Annotated in this window: 12 protein-coding genes; 4 read left to right on the top strand and 8 right to left on the bottom strand. The window is 68.7% G+C overall.

The genetic code is table 11. The features are described from left to right. Window positions 1-15: 15 nt before the first annotated feature. Complete coding sequence (locus IPM73_06940; protein MBK8917773.1) at window positions 16-873, bottom strand: CHASE domain-containing protein; 858 nt, start codon at window positions 871-873, stop codon at window positions 16-18. A 122-nt stretch (window positions 874-995) separates the two neighbouring features. Here IPM73_06940 and IPM73_06935 point away from each other — a divergent pair, with 122 nt between their 5' ends. Continuing rightward, window positions 996-1,613 carry a hypothetical protein gene (locus IPM73_06935; protein ID MBK8917772.1) on the top strand — a complete coding sequence of 206 codons (618 nt, stop codon included), beginning with the start codon at window positions 996-998 and terminating at the stop codon, window positions 1,611-1,613. A 73-nt stretch (window positions 1,614-1,686) separates the two neighbouring features. On the opposite strand, the gene IPM73_06930 is transcribed toward IPM73_06935, so the two are convergent. Continuing rightward, window positions 1,687-4,047, bottom strand: a complete 2,361-nt coding sequence (locus tag IPM73_06930) for a diguanylate cyclase (protein ID MBK8917771.1) — start codon at window positions 4,045-4,047, stop codon at window positions 1,687-1,689. 201 nt (window positions 4,048-4,248) lie between these two features. Between IPM73_06930 and IPM73_06925 the strand changes: the two genes are divergently transcribed. Next, window positions 4,249-5,784 (top strand): transglycosylase SLT domain-containing protein, encoded by a 1,536-nt coding sequence (locus IPM73_06925; GenBank protein MBK8917770.1) that lies wholly within the window; start codon window positions 4,249-4,251, stop codon window positions 5,782-5,784. 74 nt (window positions 5,785-5,858) lie between these two features. Here IPM73_06925 and IPM73_06920 read toward each other — a convergent pair whose 3' ends face one another. The 3 genes from IPM73_06920 to IPM73_06910 form a co-directional block, all read right to left on the bottom strand. Continuing rightward, on the bottom strand, window positions 5,859-7,871 hold the full coding sequence (locus tag IPM73_06920; protein ID MBK8917769.1) for an ABC transporter ATP-binding protein: 2,013 nt from the start codon (window positions 7,869-7,871) through the stop codon (window positions 5,859-5,861). After that, window positions 7,868-9,271, bottom strand: a complete 1,404-nt coding sequence (locus IPM73_06915; GenBank protein ID MBK8917768.1) for an ABC transporter permease — start codon at window positions 9,269-9,271, stop codon at window positions 7,868-7,870. The genes IPM73_06920 and IPM73_06915 overlap by 4 nt, the downstream gene beginning before the upstream one ends. Window positions 9,272-9,461: 190 nt before the next feature. Further along, on the bottom strand, window positions 9,462-10,439 hold the full coding sequence (locus tag IPM73_06910) for an ABC transporter permease (GenBank protein ID MBK8917767.1): 978 nt from the start codon (window positions 10,437-10,439) through the stop codon (window positions 9,462-9,464). Window positions 10,440-10,578: 139 nt separating this feature from the next. Here IPM73_06910 and IPM73_06905 point away from each other — a divergent pair, with 139 nt between their 5' ends. Together IPM73_06905 and pbpC are read left to right on the top strand one after the other, a co-directional pair. Further along, window positions 10,579-10,992, top strand: a complete 414-nt coding sequence (locus tag IPM73_06905; protein ID MBK8917766.1) for a DUF3592 domain-containing protein — start codon at window positions 10,579-10,581, stop codon at window positions 10,990-10,992. A 152-nt stretch (window positions 10,993-11,144) separates the two neighbouring features. Next, on the top strand, window positions 11,145-13,337 hold the full coding sequence (gene pbpC / locus IPM73_06900; GenBank protein MBK8917765.1) for a penicillin-binding protein 1C: 2,193 nt from the start codon (window positions 11,145-11,147) through the stop codon (window positions 13,335-13,337). 243 nt (window positions 13,338-13,580) lie between these two features. On the opposite strand, the gene IPM73_06895 is transcribed toward pbpC, so the two are convergent. From IPM73_06895 to IPM73_06885, 3 genes are read right to left on the bottom strand one after another with little or no spacing between them, the layout of a single operon-like run. Continuing rightward, on the bottom strand, window positions 13,581-14,879 hold the full coding sequence (locus IPM73_06895; protein ID MBK8917764.1) for a pseudouridine synthase: 1,299 nt from the start codon (window positions 14,877-14,879) through the stop codon (window positions 13,581-13,583). Beyond that, window positions 14,869-15,411, bottom strand: a complete 543-nt coding sequence (gene scpB, locus IPM73_06890; protein ID MBK8917763.1) for an SMC-Scp complex subunit ScpB — start codon at window positions 15,409-15,411, stop codon at window positions 14,869-14,871. Before scpB ends, IPM73_06895 begins: the two co-directional genes overlap by 11 nt. Further along, window positions 15,380-16,225: a segregation/condensation protein A gene (locus IPM73_06885; GenBank protein ID MBK8917762.1), complete on the bottom strand. Its 846-nt coding sequence runs from the start codon at window positions 16,223-16,225 to the stop codon at window positions 15,380-15,382. Before IPM73_06885 ends, scpB begins: the two co-directional genes overlap by 32 nt. Between the last annotated feature and the right edge of the window lie 34 nt (window positions 16,226-16,259).

Here is a 16,259-nt window from a genome sequence, read left to right as displayed (position 1 = left end):
CTCCTGACCCGCGCGTCAGGGGCTGGCATAGCGCCGCAGCAACAGCGCCTGGAGACCGGACAGCAGCCCCCCCAGCCCCAGGGCGCCCGCCCCGAAGACCAGCCAGTCCTGGAGGCGCAGCCACCCTTGCAGCGGCGCCAGGGACAGTACCCATTTCCCATTGGGCACATCCACATCCACCGTCACCGGATCGTCGAGAACCGCGGTGCCCTCCCGCGCGAAGGGCACGCAGGCCTCCTTCTCGTCGCCCAAAGGGTGACGGCAGAGGCTGTAGCTCATGCCCGCCGTCCTGAGGTGCAGGAAGCCGGCGGCGGAAAGCAGTTCTGGAACGCGGATGAGCACGATGGAGAACCCCCAGAATTCCGTCCGCCCGTCCGCCTGACGGCGGAATACGGGATAGCGCCCCACCGCTCCCAGACCGCCCTGCATGAGTTCGAACGGTCCGGCCAGGGTGAGCTGCTTGCGGGAAATGGCCAGATGAGCCTCCCGATTGCGGGCCTTGTCCTTGATCAGGTCGTGCCCCAGGACTTTCTCGTTGCCGGGCAGCGGATAGACCTGGGAGATCACGCCCATGGGGGCAAGCTGAACCGCCCTGGCCATGGGAAACTGGGTCATGATCTCGACGGCGACGGCCTCGAAGTTGTCCACTTTGCCGTTCCCCTGCTGTACCAGCGAAGCCAGCATGTAGGCCGGCCCCAGGCTTTCCTGCAAGCGCTGCGACAGGCGCTGGGCTTGCGCGTAGGCCAGGGCGCGGACCTCGGCCCGTTTGAGGGTCCGCTGGGAATCGAGGTAGGCAAATCCGGCGCCCGCCCCCAGGGCGGTGCCGACGAGGCCGGCCAGCATGACGAAGTTTCGGGTCCTATCGGGCGACATGGTCATCAGTTCTCCTGGTCCGTGCCTCCTGGCACAGGCCGTGCATGGTTTGCGCTTCGGCGGCCGGGTTCATGCCGGCCTTTTCCAATGCGCTTGCGCCGGTTTGGCAACGATTGCGATCCATGCTCTTCAGCAAGCCACGTGCCCGCTCCTTTCTACTCGCCACGGCAGCGACCCTGGCCCTGGGCTTCGCCTGCCTGGACGCGTCGGCTTTCCTCCGGGCGGTCCCCGCGGCCGCCGGGGCCGAAGCCCCCGCCCCCGCCGACCCCCAGCCTGCCGAGCAGAACCAGGCCCGACGCGCCATCGACGGCAAGGCCATCCACGACCCTGCCAACCCGGAGGCCCGGCGGCTTCAGACCATCGAAGAGGCGACCCGGCACCTGCCCTACGACGCCAACGGGTTCCCCGACTGGATGCGGGCGCTCCAGGAAGGCAAAATTTCTCCCCGCAGCGACCTGAGCGGCAAGGCCGGCATGGAAGTCCTCGACCTCGACATCGTGATGAAAAACACGCGGGAGATGCCCCACGTCAGATTCCCGCACCGCTCCCACACGCTCTGGCTGGCCTGCTCCAACTGCCACCCGGCGCCCTTCGAAGCCCGCGCCGGCAGCACGCAGATCCGCATGGCCGACATCTTCCGCGGGCAATACTGCGGCCAGTGCCACGATCGCGTGGCGTTCATCACGTTTTTCTCGTGCCAGCGCTGCCACAGCGTCCCCCAGGGGGGCGCGAGCCGCTGAAAGGCAAAAGCGCGCAAGACCCGCCCTCACCCGGGCCGCATCCTTGCCCGAAGCACGAAAACTCCAGGGGGATTCAGGGACTCGGGAAGGGCGCTTGCACTTCGGCGGGAGCGATGGCCTTGCCCGGGGAGACGACGACCCGTAGCCGCAGCGCCCGGGCGAGCCCCAGGAAGGCCGCCAGCACCGACGATCCTCCGGGACGACGGCGCTCTTCGCCCACCAGGGCTGCATCCAGGCGCAGGGCAGCCAGGGGAAGATCCCGCAACAGCACGAGGCTGGAGCCGCACATCCCGTAGTCGGTGAGCGCCAGATCCACGCCGAGTTCGGCAAGGTTGGTCAGGACGGCGCGGCTTTCTTCCGGGTTGCGCATCACGACACTTTCCGGAAACCCGATTTCCAGTTGCCGGGCAGGCCATCCGGTGCGCTCCAGGATGAGGGCGACCCGCTCGGCCAGGTCCGCGCGGCCGAAGGCGGCGGCGCCGAGACCCACGGCCAGATGCGTGGCCGTCCCCGCGCCAAGCACCAAGGCTTCGCGACAGGCGTTTTCCAGCAACCATTCCCCAAGCGCCGGGGCGAGGCCCAGGTCTTCCGCCGCCCCGAGAAACTCCTCGCAGTCGAGCAGGGTGCCGTCGGGCTGCGCCCAGGTGAGGCGGGCTTCCAATCCACAGGGCTGGCCCTGGTCCAGGAGGGTGGCTGCCTGGAAGGCGACCCGGAACTCGTTGCCCTCGAAGGCATTGACCAGGCGCTCCTCCATGGCGCTGCGCCGCGTGGGCCGACCCAGCAGATCGCTGTTGAAAAAGCAGAAGGACGCCCGCCCGCTGCCCTTGACGGCATACATGGCGGCGTCGGCGTGCTTCATCAGCGTTTCGGCGTCCCGTCCGTCCTGCGGGAATAGGCTGATGCCGATGCTGGTGGTGACCACCCGGCTCGCGCTTCCGAGAACGATGGGTTCGCCCATGGCCTGCAGGATTTTCTCGGCCACCGCCCGGGCCTCGCCCTCCTCCTCCGCCTCGGGAAGCAGGACGGTGAATTCGTCCCCGGCAATGCGCGCCACGGTGTCCGAGGCACGCACACAGTGACGCAGCCGATTGGCCACTTCCTTCAGCAGGGTATCCCCCGCCTCGTGTCCCAGGGTATCGTTGATCTGCTTGAAGCGGTCGAGATCGAGGAACATGAGGGCGGGCCTGCGGGCCTTGTTGCGCCGCGCCTGGGCGAGGGCGAGGTCGAGCCGGTCACGGAACAGCAGGCGGTTGGGCAGGCCGGTGAGGGCGTCGTGGAAAGCCTGGTAGGTGATGCGTTCCTCGTGCTCCTTGCGCTCGGTGATGTCGCTGAAAATGGCGATGTAGTGCTCGATGCGTCCGTGGTGGTCGCGCACCGCGCTGACATTGAGCCACTCGGGATACACGGTCCCGTTCTTGCGCCGATTCCAGATTTCGCCCCGCCATTCGCCCCGTTCCCGCAGGATGTTCCAGAAGTCGCGATAGAAGGCTTCGCCCTGCTTGCCGGACTTGAGCATGGCCGGAGTCTTGCCCAGAGCCTCTTCGGCGCTATAGCCCGTGGTGTCGGTGAAGGCCTTGTTCACCATCACGATGCGGGAGTGGGCATCGGTGACGGTAATGCCCTCCAGGGAATTTTCGAAGACGATGCGTGCCAGGCGCTGCTCCCGCAGGAGTTCCGCGGCCTTGCCCAGAACCCGGTTGAAGGCGGCTACCGCCCGTCCCACCTCATCCTCCCGCCGCACGGGCAGTTCGACCGCCGCGTCGATGTCTCCCGCCGCGATGTCCTCCAGACCGTCCGCCATGCGGGCCAGGGGCCGCGACACCAGGCGGGAGATGAAATACCAGATGAATCCCCCCAGGGGAAAACAGAGGGCCGCCGCCGCAAGGACGGCATGGCGGGTAAAACGCCGCGTGCTTTCGCTGGCGGAAGCCAGGGATATTTCCATGCTGACCGCGCCCAGCACGGTCCCCACGGGAACGTTGTGGCAGTTGGTGCAGGTCTTGCCCAGGTAGTTTTCCAGCGCCCGGGCCGGAATCACCGCCCGCAGGCGCTCCACACCGTCACTGCCGGATTCGACGGCATAGTAGGCCTCCCGGCCGTCCAGGACGGCGCGCTCGACGGGGTCCGCGTCGGTCTCGCCCTCCAACCCGGGGCCAAATTGCCCCACCACGGCATCCCCCCGGATCACCTTGAGACTCTCGATCTGATGCATGGCCTTGATCTGGTCGAGAAAGAGCGCACGCAGGGGGACAGTCCCGGTAATCATCATTCCCGTCAGCCCGGCGAGGGTCATCTGGTGGATGCTGTCGGCGAATTCCCGCGCCTGGTCGGCGGCGATGCGCTGCTGCTCGAGGGAAGCCCAGTAGATCAGCCCCGACCCGGAGGCGATCACGGCCAGCAGGATCGACAGGACCAGGCGTTGCCAGATTTTCATCGTTGTTGTCCCCCGGGGGCGGCTTGGGAAGGCGGCGAGGATCGCGGGCCTGTTCTCAAATTCAAGAAAGCAACAATCGTACCCAACCCACCCTGAGCCGCGACCCAGCCGCGCAGCAGGCACCGGAAGGCAGCCCCGGGGCTACCTTCCGGTATAATTTCACGTTTTAGTCGACCCCGTTCCGAGCCAGGAGGATCCCTCATGCCGCTGCGTAACGTTCTGTCGCGGTCCTTTGCGCAAGTCCTGGGCCCCGCGGCCCTTCTCGTTCTGACCGCCTTTTCCGGGCCGCTTCACGCCCAGTTGCCCGGAACCTTCGCCGAGCCTTCCCCGGAAACGACATCCGGTGCCGGCTTCTCGCTCCTGGCCTTCTTCGCTCCCCGGGAAATCTCGCCGGCCCTGCCCCCGGAGGCCCTGGTGACGCACGAAGTCGCCGCGCCCCTCGGCGTCAGCGCGCCCATCGACCTCACAGCCCCCACGGACGATCTCTGGGTCCGCGTGCGCAACGGCTTTGCCATGCCCAACCTCAACGACGAGGTGGTGCTCCATCATCAACAGTGGTACATGAACCGGCCCGACATGCTGCGCCGCATGGTCGAACGCAGCCGCCGCTACATGCACCATATCGTCGAGGAGCTGGAGCGGCGTGGCATGCCCACCGAACTCGCGCTCCTGCCCATGGTGGAAAGCTCCTTCAATCCCATGGCCTATTCCCGCGCCCGGGCCTCGGGCCTGTGGCAGTTCATTCCCGCCACCGGCAAACGTTACAACCTGGCCCAGGATTGGTGGCAGGACCAGCGCCGCGACATCCTCGCCTCCACCGCCGCAGCCCTCGATTATCTGCAGACCATCTACGAGATGAACGGCGACTGGCATCTGGCCCTGGCCTCCTACAACTGGGGCGAAAACGCGGTCAAGCGGGCGGTGGACAAGAATCTTGCCCGGGGGCTGCCCACCGACTTCTCCAGCCTCAGCATGCCCGCCGAGACCCGCAACTACGTCCCCAAGCTGCAGGCGCTCAAGAACATTTTCGGCAACCCGCGCCTGATGGCGGAACTGGGCCTGCCCGCCCTGGAAAACCAGCCCTATTTCGCTACGGTGGACCCGGGAAAGCCCATCGACATCAAGACCGCCGCCCGCCTGGCGGGGATGCCGGTCAATGAATTCCTCGCCCTCAATCCGGCCCACAATCGGCCGGTCATCACCCCCGACAGCCAGGTCGTGATCCCCGCCGACAAGCTCGAAACCTTCCAAGCCAACCTGGAAAGCCACGCCGCCCCCCTCAGCCGTTGGCAGGCCTACACGGTCAAGCCCGGCGAGCGGCTGGAAAAACTTGCCCCCCGCTTCGGTATCTCGGCGGCCGAATTGCGCGAAGCGAATGGCTTGGGCGGCCGGACCAGGCCCGCAGCGGGGTCGATGCTGCTGGTTCCCGCCGGGCGGGACGGGGTGGACATCGACGCACTGTCGCCCCAGGCACGCCTGCCCCGCATCGAGGCGGACGAAGCGCCGAGCCGGGTCAGCAAGGGCAAGAAGGGCGAGGACCGGCGCGAGGCGCGCGCCCAGCTTGCCCGTTCCGGCAAGGCGCCGGCGGTACGGACCCTGGCCAAGGCTCCTTCCCGGAACAAAACGAGCACTGCCCGGGTCGCAGCAGCCAAGCCCAAGGCGACTGCCCGCGCCGCGGCCAAGGCTCCGCCCAGGAGTTCCCAGGTCGCCCGGGCGGGCAACGGCCGCCGCGGCTGAGCGCCTCGATTCACAGGCTCTGGGTTTCACCCGCAAGCCGCCGCCAAGCCGGCAGCCCACCCACCCCCGCCGATCTACGCCGGTCTTTCCTCCGACGCGGGGCCGTACAGGTGGCAGGCGACGGCGTGCTCCGGGCCCACCTCGACCGCCCCCGGATAGGCCTGGCGGCAGGCTTCGCTGGCCTGGGTGCAGCGCGGGTGGAAGTGACAGCCCCGGGGTGGACTGGCGGGCGAAGGCGCCTCACCGGGGAGCCGGATGCGCTCTTCCCCCCCGCCGGGATGCACGGCCGGAACGGCCGAGAGCAGCGCCCGGGTGTAAGGGTGGCGGGGATGGCCCAGCACCTGGGCGGCGCTCCCCCATTCGACGATGCGCCCCAGGTACATTACCGCCACTTCGTGGGCCAGATACTCGACCACGGCGAAATTGTGGGTGATGAACAGATAGGCCACCCCCAGCGATTCCTGCAGATTCTTGAGCAGATTCAGGATTTGCGCCTGGACCGAGACGTCCAGGGCCGAGGTCGGCTCGTCGCAGATGAGGATTTCCGGCTGTACGGCGAGGGCCCGCGCGATGGCGATGCGCTGACGCTGACCGCCGGAGAACTCATGGGGATAGCGCAGCGCGGCCTCGGGCGGCAGACCCACCTGGGCGAGCAGGGCCGCGACGGCGGCGGCCGGGTCGCCACCTCCCCCAACGCGCAGCGCCGCCATGCCTTCCGCGATGATCTCGCCCACCCGCAGACGGGGGTTCAGGGAGGCGAAGGGATCCTGGAAAACCATCTGCATGTGTCGGCGCACGGCCCGCAGGCGGCGCCGCGGCATGCCCACCAGTTGCGAGGCACCCAGACGCACGCTGCCCCCGCTGGGCGCCACCAGTTGCAGGATGGCCTTGCCGACGGTGGTCTTGCCGCAGCCCGATTCCCCCACCAGGGCCAGGGTACGGCCCGGGGTGAGGGCGAGGGAAACGCCGTCCACGGCGCGCACGTGGCCTACGGTGCGCTGCAGGAAGCCCCGCCGGATGGGGAAATGCACCTTGAGGTCGCTGACTTCCAGTACCGCGCGGTCGGGGGACTGGAGTTCGCCGCGGCGGACGATCTCGCCCAAGTCGCCGCCGCTCCCCCCACCGCCATCCCAATGGCAGCGCAGGCGATGGCCGGGGGCCAGCTCGCGCCAGGGGGGCGACACCGCGCGGCAGACCGCCATGGCGTGGGGACAGCGCTCGGCAAAGCGGCAGCCCGGCGGCATGGCGCCCAGGGCCGGCACCTGGCCCGGGATGGTGGTGAGCGGCCGGCCGCGACGGGAAACCTCGGGCAGGGCCGCAAACAGGGCCTGGGTATAGGGGTGGCCGGGGCTGGCGAAGAAGCTGGCCCGGTCGGCTTCCTCGACCAACTCGCCGGCGTACATCACGCCGACGCGGTGGGCCATGCGAGCCACCACCCCCAGGTCGTGGGTGATGAGCAGCATGCCCATGCCCCGCTCCGCCTGGAGCCCTGCCAGGAGGTCGAGGATCTGCGCCTGGACGGTGACATCAAGGGCCGTGGTCGGCTCGTCGGCGATGAGAAGGTCCGGCGCCCCCGCCAGGGCGATGGCGATCATCACCCGCTGCTTCATGCCGCCGGACAACTGGAAGGGGTATTCGTCCAGGCGCCGTTCCGGATCGGCGATGCCCACCTGACGCAGCAATTCGGCCATGGTCGCGCGGGCCGCGGTGCCCCGCTGCCCCCGGTGCAGTTGCAGCACCTCGCCGATCTGCCGCCCCACGGTGAGCACCGGATTGAGGCTGGTGGCCGGCTCCTGGAAAATCATCGCCATGCGGCCGCCGCGCAGGCCGCGCATGGCAGCTTCCGGCAGGGCCAGAAGTTCTTCGCCGCCCAGGCGCACGGTGCCGCCGACGATGCGCCCGGCCGCCGGCAGCAGCCGCATCACCCCCTGGGCGGTAGCCGACTTGCCGCAGCCGGATTCCCCCAGGAGGGCAAAGGTCTCCCCCGCGCCGATGCGGAAGGAAACACCCTCCACGGCCAGAACGGTGCTCCCCGCGGCCGCAAAGCCCAGGCGCAGATCGGTGACTTCCAGCAGCGCTGCACTCATGCGGCCCTCGGATCGAAAGCGTCCCGTACCGCGTCGGCAAACAGGTTGGCGGCCAGGACCAGAACAAACATGGCGGCGAAGGCCGCCATCAGGGACCACCACACCACCGGCTCACGCCCCAGTTCCAGGCGGGCGTTGTTGATCATGGTGCCGAAGCTGACCATGGAGGGATCGACGCCGATACCCACGTAGGACAGCACCGCCTCGGCCAGCACCAGCCCGGAAAAATCCATCACCAGGGCGATGATGACGATGTGCATGAGATTGGGCAGGATGTGGCGGCCGATGATGCGGGCACTGGAAACGCCGAAGGCCTGCGCCGCCTGGATGTATTCCAGTTCGCGCAGCTTGAGGGTTTCGCCCCGCAGCAGGCGGCACAGGCCGGTCCAGCTGGTCATGCCCAGGATGAAGCACAGCGCCAGGAGCCGCAGGTCGGCCCGCTCGGCGGCGGTGGAAAACCACTGCGGGTGGGTATCGATCACCACCTGCATCATGAGCACCGCGGCGGCGATGAGCAGCACGCCGGGAATCGAGTTGAGCACGGTATAGACGTACTGGATCAGGTCATCGACCCAGCCCCGGAAATACCCGGCGACGATGCCCAGGACCACGGCCAGGGGCAGCGTCACCAGGGTGGTGACGAGGCCGATGATGAGCCCTGTGCGCACGCTCTTCAAAACTTGGTACAACACATCCTGACCCACCTTGTCGGTGCCGAAGACGTGGTAACTGCCCGCGAGCTGGAGGAGCGGCACGCCGATCAGGGCCAGGAGCAGGGCCGTGCCCAGGACGGCGTCCCAGGCGAAGGCCGTCCTGCCCCGCAGGATGCGACCGGCCGCGGCGGCGTGGGGGATGCCGGCCCGGCGGGCGATCCCGCCGCTGACGCCGGCAGCCAGCACCAGCCAGCCGAGAAACCCCAGCACCGCGCCCCGAAAGGCGGTCAGGGCCACGTCGGCGGCCAGGGAATCCTCGGCATCCCCCAGGTGGACGCCACCGAACTTGAGGCGCGGATACTCGCGCCCCTGGCCGCCACCGGGCAGCTCGACGGTTTCCTTGGCGTAGAGGCGGGTGGCGAAAGGCTCGGAATAGGTCTTTTCGTTGCGCGTGCGTAGCGGCGCGCCCAGGGCGTCGAGGAGCGAGAGGACTTCCACGCCATAGCTCGCCTTCTGGCCCGGCGCAGCCTCCAACTTGGGGCGAAAATGCACCGAGTCCAGAAGTCCCACCGCGACGAAAGCCGCCAGCACCGTCGCCGCCGCCATTCCGGCCCGGCTGGCGCCAACCCGCACCCAGGCCGCAACGAGTGGGGGACTGCCGGCCGCGTAGCGGGCAAAACCGGCCAGACCGGCGACCAGAAGCCATACCAGCCCATCCGACCACAGGAGCACCGGCTGGAAATCGATCACCCGGGAACCCTCCCTTGACCACCGACAAACGGCTCATCCTTCGACAGGCCTGCCCTGAGCCCAGTCGAAGGGCTCAGGGCGAGCGAATCTTCGTGTGCGCGCGCACTGGGCGAGGCGCCCGTCCCTGAACAGTCCGCGCAGCGCCCGTGTCGAAGGGCCCCACGCCTTCCAGGCGAGGAAACGAGGATCATTCGAAGCGTATCCGCGGATCGACCAGGGTGTAGGAAATGTCGGTCAGGATGAGCCCCGCGATATAGAGCACCGAACCGATGAAGACCATGGATCGCACGATGGCGAAGTCCTGGGCGTTGATGGCGTCTATGGTGTAGCTGCCCAGCCCGGGAATGCCAAAAAAGGATTCCGTCAGGAGCGAGCCCATGAAGAGCAGCGGAATGACCACCACCACCCCGGTCAGAATGGGAATGAGGGCGTTGCGCAGGATGTGGCGGAAAAAGACCAGGGTCTCCGACAGGCCTTTGGCCCTTGCGGTACGCACATAGTCCTTGCCGACCTCCTCCAGGAAGATGGTGCGGTACCAGCGCGTGGATGAACCAATCCCCGACACCACCCCGATCACCACCGGCAGAATCAGGAAGCGCCAGGCATCCAGGCCCTCGCCGAAGCCGGAAATGGGCACCAGGCGCCAGATCTTGCTCACCAGATACTGCCCCCCGATGATGTAGAACAGACCCGAGATGGACATCATTGCCACGCACAGCACCACGCCCCACAGGTCGAAGGCGCTGGCCCGGAAGAAGGCCAGGATCAGGGCGAAACTCACCGTGACGAACAGCCCCAGGACGAAAGTCGGCAGCGCGATGGCCAGGGAGGGCCCCATACGGTTGCCGATCTCGCGCGCAATGTCGCGGCCGTCCTCGGCGCGGCCGAAGTCGCCCACGAACATGGCCGCCGAGCGGGTAAAGAAAATGGTGTCGGAAAGGGCCGCCAGGCCGGGGGCATCGGCGTTGTAGAAGAGCGGTTTGTCGTAACCCCGCTCCGCTTTCCAGCGCACGATGGCCTCCGGCGTCACCCGCTTGACGCCCAACTGCATGCGGGCCATGTCATCCGGAGTGTTGACGACGAAGAACAGGGCGAAAGTAACGAGATTCACCCCGATGAGAATGGGGATGGCGTAGAGAAGCCGGCGGACGATGTAGGCGAGCATCGCGGGGGATTATGCCACTGCCTGCGGCGAAGCGAAGACCCGGCGGCTAGAAGGCCCGCCGGCTCTTGACCGGCGGCGCCGGAAGTCGGTAAGGTGCGGACCTCATCCCACATCACGAGCGCCATCGGCCCTGCACGACATGGAATACATCAAACCCGCCATGATCGTCCTGGGCTTTCTGGCCATCGCCTTCGGTCTGTTTACCCGGTTGCGCAACCGCGGCCTGCAGAACTGGCCCTCGGTCAGCGGTACCATCATCCGCTCCGACCTGCAAACCACCGCCGACGGCAAGACCCGCCTGGCGGCGTCCTTCCGCTACCAGATCGACGACCGCGTCATCGACAGCCGCATGATCATCCTGACCATCGAGGATGTCCGTCCGGCCGTGGTTTACCGCATCCTGCAACGCCTCGCCACGGGCAGTCGGGTCAAGGTTTATTACGACCCCAAGGATCCCGCTTCGGCCACCGTCGACCACACGCCCCGGGGGAATTGGCTGGAGGCCGTCCTGGCCGGCATGGCCCTCGTCGCCTACGCCGCCTTCGGGCTTTAGTGGGGCAGCAGGCCGGCGTCGCGCGTGCTTGCCCTCGCCCCCACCGCGGGAGAGGGGCCGGGGAAGACGGACAGGACGCCGACCGGCACCGATCGGCAGGCCTTTGGCCCGCGCGCCTCGGGGCGGCGCCGGCCCGCTCCGGCCTTGCCGGAGTGCTCTGCGCTGCCCTGTGCCTGCTGCCCGGCGGCGCCAGCGCCCTGCCCTCCTTCGCCGAAGTTCGCGCCGCCCACGCCGAGTCCGACGCCTGGCTCCTGGCCCGGGACGGTCGCCCCCTGCAGCGGCTGCGCCTCGATCCGACCGTGCAGCGCCTGCCCTGGACGCCCCTGGAGGGCGTTTCCCCCACCCTGCTGCGGGCGGTGCTCCATTCCGAGGATCGCCGCTTCCACGAACACTCGGGCATAGACTGGAACGCGGTGGCGGCCAGCGCCTGGCGCAATCTGTGGAACACCCGCACCCGGGGCGCCAGCACCCTCACCATGCAACTCGCCGGCCTGCTGGCGGAGCAACGCCCGACGGGCAGGCGCAACGCCTTCCAGAAGCTGGGCCAGGCCGCTGCCGCCCTGGCGCTGGAACGGCACTGGAAAAAGGACGAAATCCTCGAGGCCTATCTGAACCTGGCCGGCTTCCGCGGCGAAGTGGTCGGCGTGGCGGCCATGAGCCGTCGGCTCTTCGGCAAGGACCCCGACGGCCTGGACAGTCGCGAGGCCGCGCTGGCCGCTGCGCTCCTGCGCGCCCCCGGCGCAGCGCCCGAGACCGTGGCGGAACGGGCCTGCGGCCTCTTGCGAGCCCAGCGCCAGCCCGGCGACTGCGCGGGGCTGGACACCCTGGCCCGCCTGGCTTTTTCCGGCGCCCTGCGCCCCGCGATGCCTCCGTCCGACGCTGGCGAAAATCTTGCCCCCCACCTGGCCAGAAAGCTCCTGCAACGTCCAGGCGAGCGCCTGGGCAGCACCCTGGATGCCGACCTGCAGCGCTTTGCCGCCGCCGCCCTGGAGCGCCATCTGCGGGAACTGGCCCGGCGCAACGTCGAGGACGGTGCCGTGCTGGTCCTGGACAATCGGAGCGGTGAAGTTCTGGCCTGGATCGGCTCTTCCGCCTCCCTTTCCGGAGCACCCCACGTGGATGGGACCGCCGCCCTGCGTCAGGCGGGATCCACCCTGAAACCCTTCCTCTATGCACTGGCCCTGGAGCGCCGCCAGCTTAGCGCGGCGGCCCTGGTCGAGGATTCTCCCGCCGCCCTCAGCACCGCCGCGGGACTCTACGTGCCCCAGAATTACGTCCCCGAGTACCGGGGCTGGGTCAGCGTCCGCCGGGCCCTGGCCGAGTCCCTCAACGTCCCGGCGGTGCGCACCCTGGTCCGCCTGGGGCCGGACGCCTTCCACGCCCGTCTGCGGCGACTGGGCTTACTCAGCCTCAAGGAGGACGGAGACTATTACGGTTACAGCCTCGCCCTGGGCTCCGCCGACGTTTCGCTGCTCATGCTGGCCAATGCCTACCGCAGCCTGGCCAACGGCGGCACCTGGTCCCCCCTGCGGGCCACCCGGGACGGCCGCCGCCCTCCCTGTGCCGAGGGGGGCTGCGCCGGCGTTTTTTCCGGCGTGACGCGGCCGGCGGGCGATGCCGCAGCGAGTTTCATCGTGGCCGACATCCTGGCCGACCGCGCGGCCAGGGCCGGCACCTTCGGGCTGGACTCCTGGCTGGCGACGTCCTATTGGTCCGCCGCCAAGACAGGCACCAGCAAGGACATGCGTGACAATTGGTGCCTGGGCTTCTCCCGCCGCTACACCGTGGCGGTCTGGGTGGGTAATGCGGGGGGCGGCCCCATGCACGATGTTTCCGGTACCAGCGGCGCCGCACCGGTCTGGCGGGAAGTCATGGACTGGCTGCATCGCGGCGACCCGGAGCACTCCCGCCGCGCCGCAGCCAGTCTGCCGCCCGCGCCGCCCCCCGGCGTGCTACGGCGTCCGGTGCGCTTCGACCCCCCGCGGGAGCCGCCCCGCCAGGAATGGTTTCTGCAGGGCACGGAAATGCGCGTCGTGCGCGAGGCAGGCGCCACGCGCCTGGCCCGTATCGCCTATCCCGGTGAGGGCAGCATCCTCGCCCTGGACCCGGACATTCCCCCACCCCGCCAGCGCATCGCCCTCCAGCTCAGCGGCCCGGCGGCCGCCGGCTGGCGCTGGCAGGTGGATGGCGAGAAAGCGCAGCGGGCCGACCGCCCCGCCCTGTGGCGCCCCAGCCCGGGCCCGCACCGCGTGCTGCTGCTGGACGAGGCCGGCCGCGAGATCGACCGGGTGAGCTTTTCCGTGCGGGCCCTGCGGGCCGGACGCGGCGAGCCCCGCAGCCCCTGAGGGGCCTGGCCCCTCCGCCCCTGGCCGCTGGGCATCTGCCCTACCTGGGACGGACCGTCCTGAACCCCTCAAAGGGCCTGTCCTGAGCCCAGTCGAAGGGCCTGTCCTGAGCCCAGTCGAAGGGCCTGTCCTGAGCCCAGTCGAAGGGCCTGTCCTGAGCGCGGTCGAAGGGCCTGTCTTGATCTCCAGCGACGCGCTTGCCCCGTCGAAGGCCTCGCCGGGGAGCTGCGGCGCGCCTTCCCTTTACCGGCGGCCGCGGCTTGCGGCAGGGCGCGGGGCAGGCTTGCCCTCGCGGGAAGTCGGGGCGCCGCGTCCTGCGGGTCTCGCAGCGCGCGGGACAGGTTTGTCGCCGCGGGGCGAGAGCTTTTCGCCCCCCGGGGCCGGCTTTGGGCCGCGAGACGAGGTTTTCTCGCCCCGCAGTACCGGCTTCGGACCCGCCTGGGCCGATCTCTCGGCCCGGGGCGACGGTTTCTCGGCGCGCAAGAACGACTTCTCACCGCGGGGCGAAGGTTTCTCGCCGCGAGGCTGCGGCTTGGCCGCCCGCGGCGTCGGCCGCGGGTCGGCAAGCGTGTCGGGCTCCCCCGGGGCCGCAGGCGATTCTCCGCCGGCCAGAAGTTTTTCCAGGCGCCGCACTTCGGTCTCGCTCAATTCCTGACAGCGTCCGCGCTTGAGACGGGGGGGCAGGACGAAGGGGCCGTAGCGCACGCGGATGAGGCGGCTCACGGTGCAGCCCACGGCCTCGAAAAGACGGCGCACCTCTCGGTTGCGCCCTTCGAAGAGGGTGACGTGAACCCAGCGATTGGCCCCCTCGCCGCCGGCGTCCACCAGACTGTCGAAAGACGCGGGGCCATCTTCCAGGGGCACACCCTCGAGCAGACGGCGACGCGCGTCGTCAGTCAGTTCACCCAGCACCCGGACGGCGTATTCCCGTATCAGTTGGGTGCCAGGATGCATGAGGCGGTTGGCGAGTTCGCCCGAGGTGGTGAAGAGCAGCAGGCCCGAGGTGTTGAAGTCCAGCCGCCCGACCGTGATCCAGCGGCTGCCGCGCAGGCGCGGCAAGGCGTTGAAGACGGAGGGACGGCCATCGGGATCGTCACGGGAGACGATCTCGCCTTCCGGCTTGTGATAGAGCAGCACGCGGGCCGCCCGACCGGCCGAGGCGCGCAGATTGACGAGACGCCCATTGACCTTGACCCGGTCGGTGGGCAGGACGAGCTGGCCGATCTGGGCCACCTCGCCGTTGACGCTCACCCGCCCGGCGGCGATCCATTCCTCCATGTCGCGGCGGGATCCGACGCCGGCCTGGGCCAGCACCTTGTGCAGGCGCTCGGGTTTGGCGCCCATCCCGGCAGGGCGGGCAGCGCTGCGCATCGGCTTCCCGCCGGCCCGGCCTGCCCCACGCCGGGGGGGCCGGGCCGGGGACTCGGCTCCCGCAGACTCGGGGGTGATTTCGTCACCCTCCGTGCGACGGCGACGGGGGGCGTCCCCCATGCCCGGCTCTGCTTTGCCGGCTTGGCGGAAGGGGGTGCGTTTAGGCTTCATGGTCGAATTCCAAAGTCTGGCCAATCTGTTCGAGGGGCGGCAGCTCGCTCAGGCTGCGCAAGCCCAGGTCGTCGAGGAAGCGCCGTGTGGTGGCGAAGAGTGCGGGGCGGCCGGGGGTTTCGCGATGACCGACCACATCGATCCAGCCCCGTTCTTCCAGGGCTTTGATGACGTTTGCGTTGACGGCGACACCGCGGATTTCCTCGATGTCGCCCCGGGTCACCGGCTGACGGTAGGCGATGATGGCCAGGGTTTCGAGGACGGCACGGGAGTAGCGTGGCGGTTTCTCGGGATTGAGGCGGTCCAGGTAGGGGAGATACTCGGCCCGGGTACGGAAACGCCAGCCCGAAGCCAGTTGCACCAGCTCCGCCCCCCGGTCCTGCCAGTCCTCACGCAGTTCGTCCAGCAGCTTGCGCAGGGTCTCGGTCGACACCTCGTCGGTGAACAGACTGCGCAGTTCTCCTGCGCTGAGCGGCTCCCGGGCGGCCAGGAGGGCGGCTTCAAGCACTTTCTTGGCTGTCGTCGGTTCCACCGTCGTGCACCTTTACGTAGATGGGGGCGAAGGCCTCGGTCTGGGTGATACGGATCAGCTTTTCCCGGGCGAGTTCAAGCAGGGCGAGGAAGTGAACCACCAGGCCGGGCACGCCCATGGCGGGATCGAAAAGGGCCTCGAAGCGCACATAGCCACCCTCGCTCTGGAGGTGGCGCAGGATGATGCCCATGTGCTCCCGCACGGAAAGCTCCTCCCGCCCGATGCGGTGGTGGCGGTGCAGGGTCGCCTGGCGCAGGATGGCCTGCCAGGCGGCTTTCAGGTCGTCCAGATCGACTTCGGGGTAACGCACCAGAAGGGATTTTTCCACCAGGGTCTCGACCCAGAAGAACTCCCGCTCCGCCTGAGGCAACGCATTCAGGTTCTGGCCGGCGACCTTCATCTGCTCGTATTCCATGAGCCGGCGGACCAGTTCGGCGCGGGGATCCTCGGCCTCTTCGTCGCCGCCGGACTTGGGCCGCGGCAGCAGCATGCGGGACTTGATCTCGATGAGCATGGCCGCCATGACCAGGTAGTCCGCCGCCAGCTCCAGGTTGTGAGCCCGCATGGATTCGATGTAATCGAGGTACTGGCGGGTGAGCGGCGCCATGGGGATGTCGAGGATATCGACGTTGGCGCGGCGGATCAGGTAGAGCAGGAGGTCCAGGGGCCCTTCGAAGGCATCCAGCATCACCGCCAGGGCGTCCGGCGGGATGTAGAGATCCGCCGGCAACTCGGTCAGGGGCTCGCCGTAGATGCGGGCGAGGGGCTCGTCCAGCGCCGTGTCGAGGCCGACTTCGAGCACTGCCTCGCTCACCGGCGGGCCTCGCCGGACGTGATGGAGGCGGCGA

The sequence above is a fragment of the Betaproteobacteria bacterium genome, from assembly GCA_016720065.1.
GTDB lineage: Bacteria > Pseudomonadota > Gammaproteobacteria > Burkholderiales > Rhodocyclaceae > SSSZ01.
This window is presented reverse-complemented; position numbering and strand designations above follow the sequence as displayed.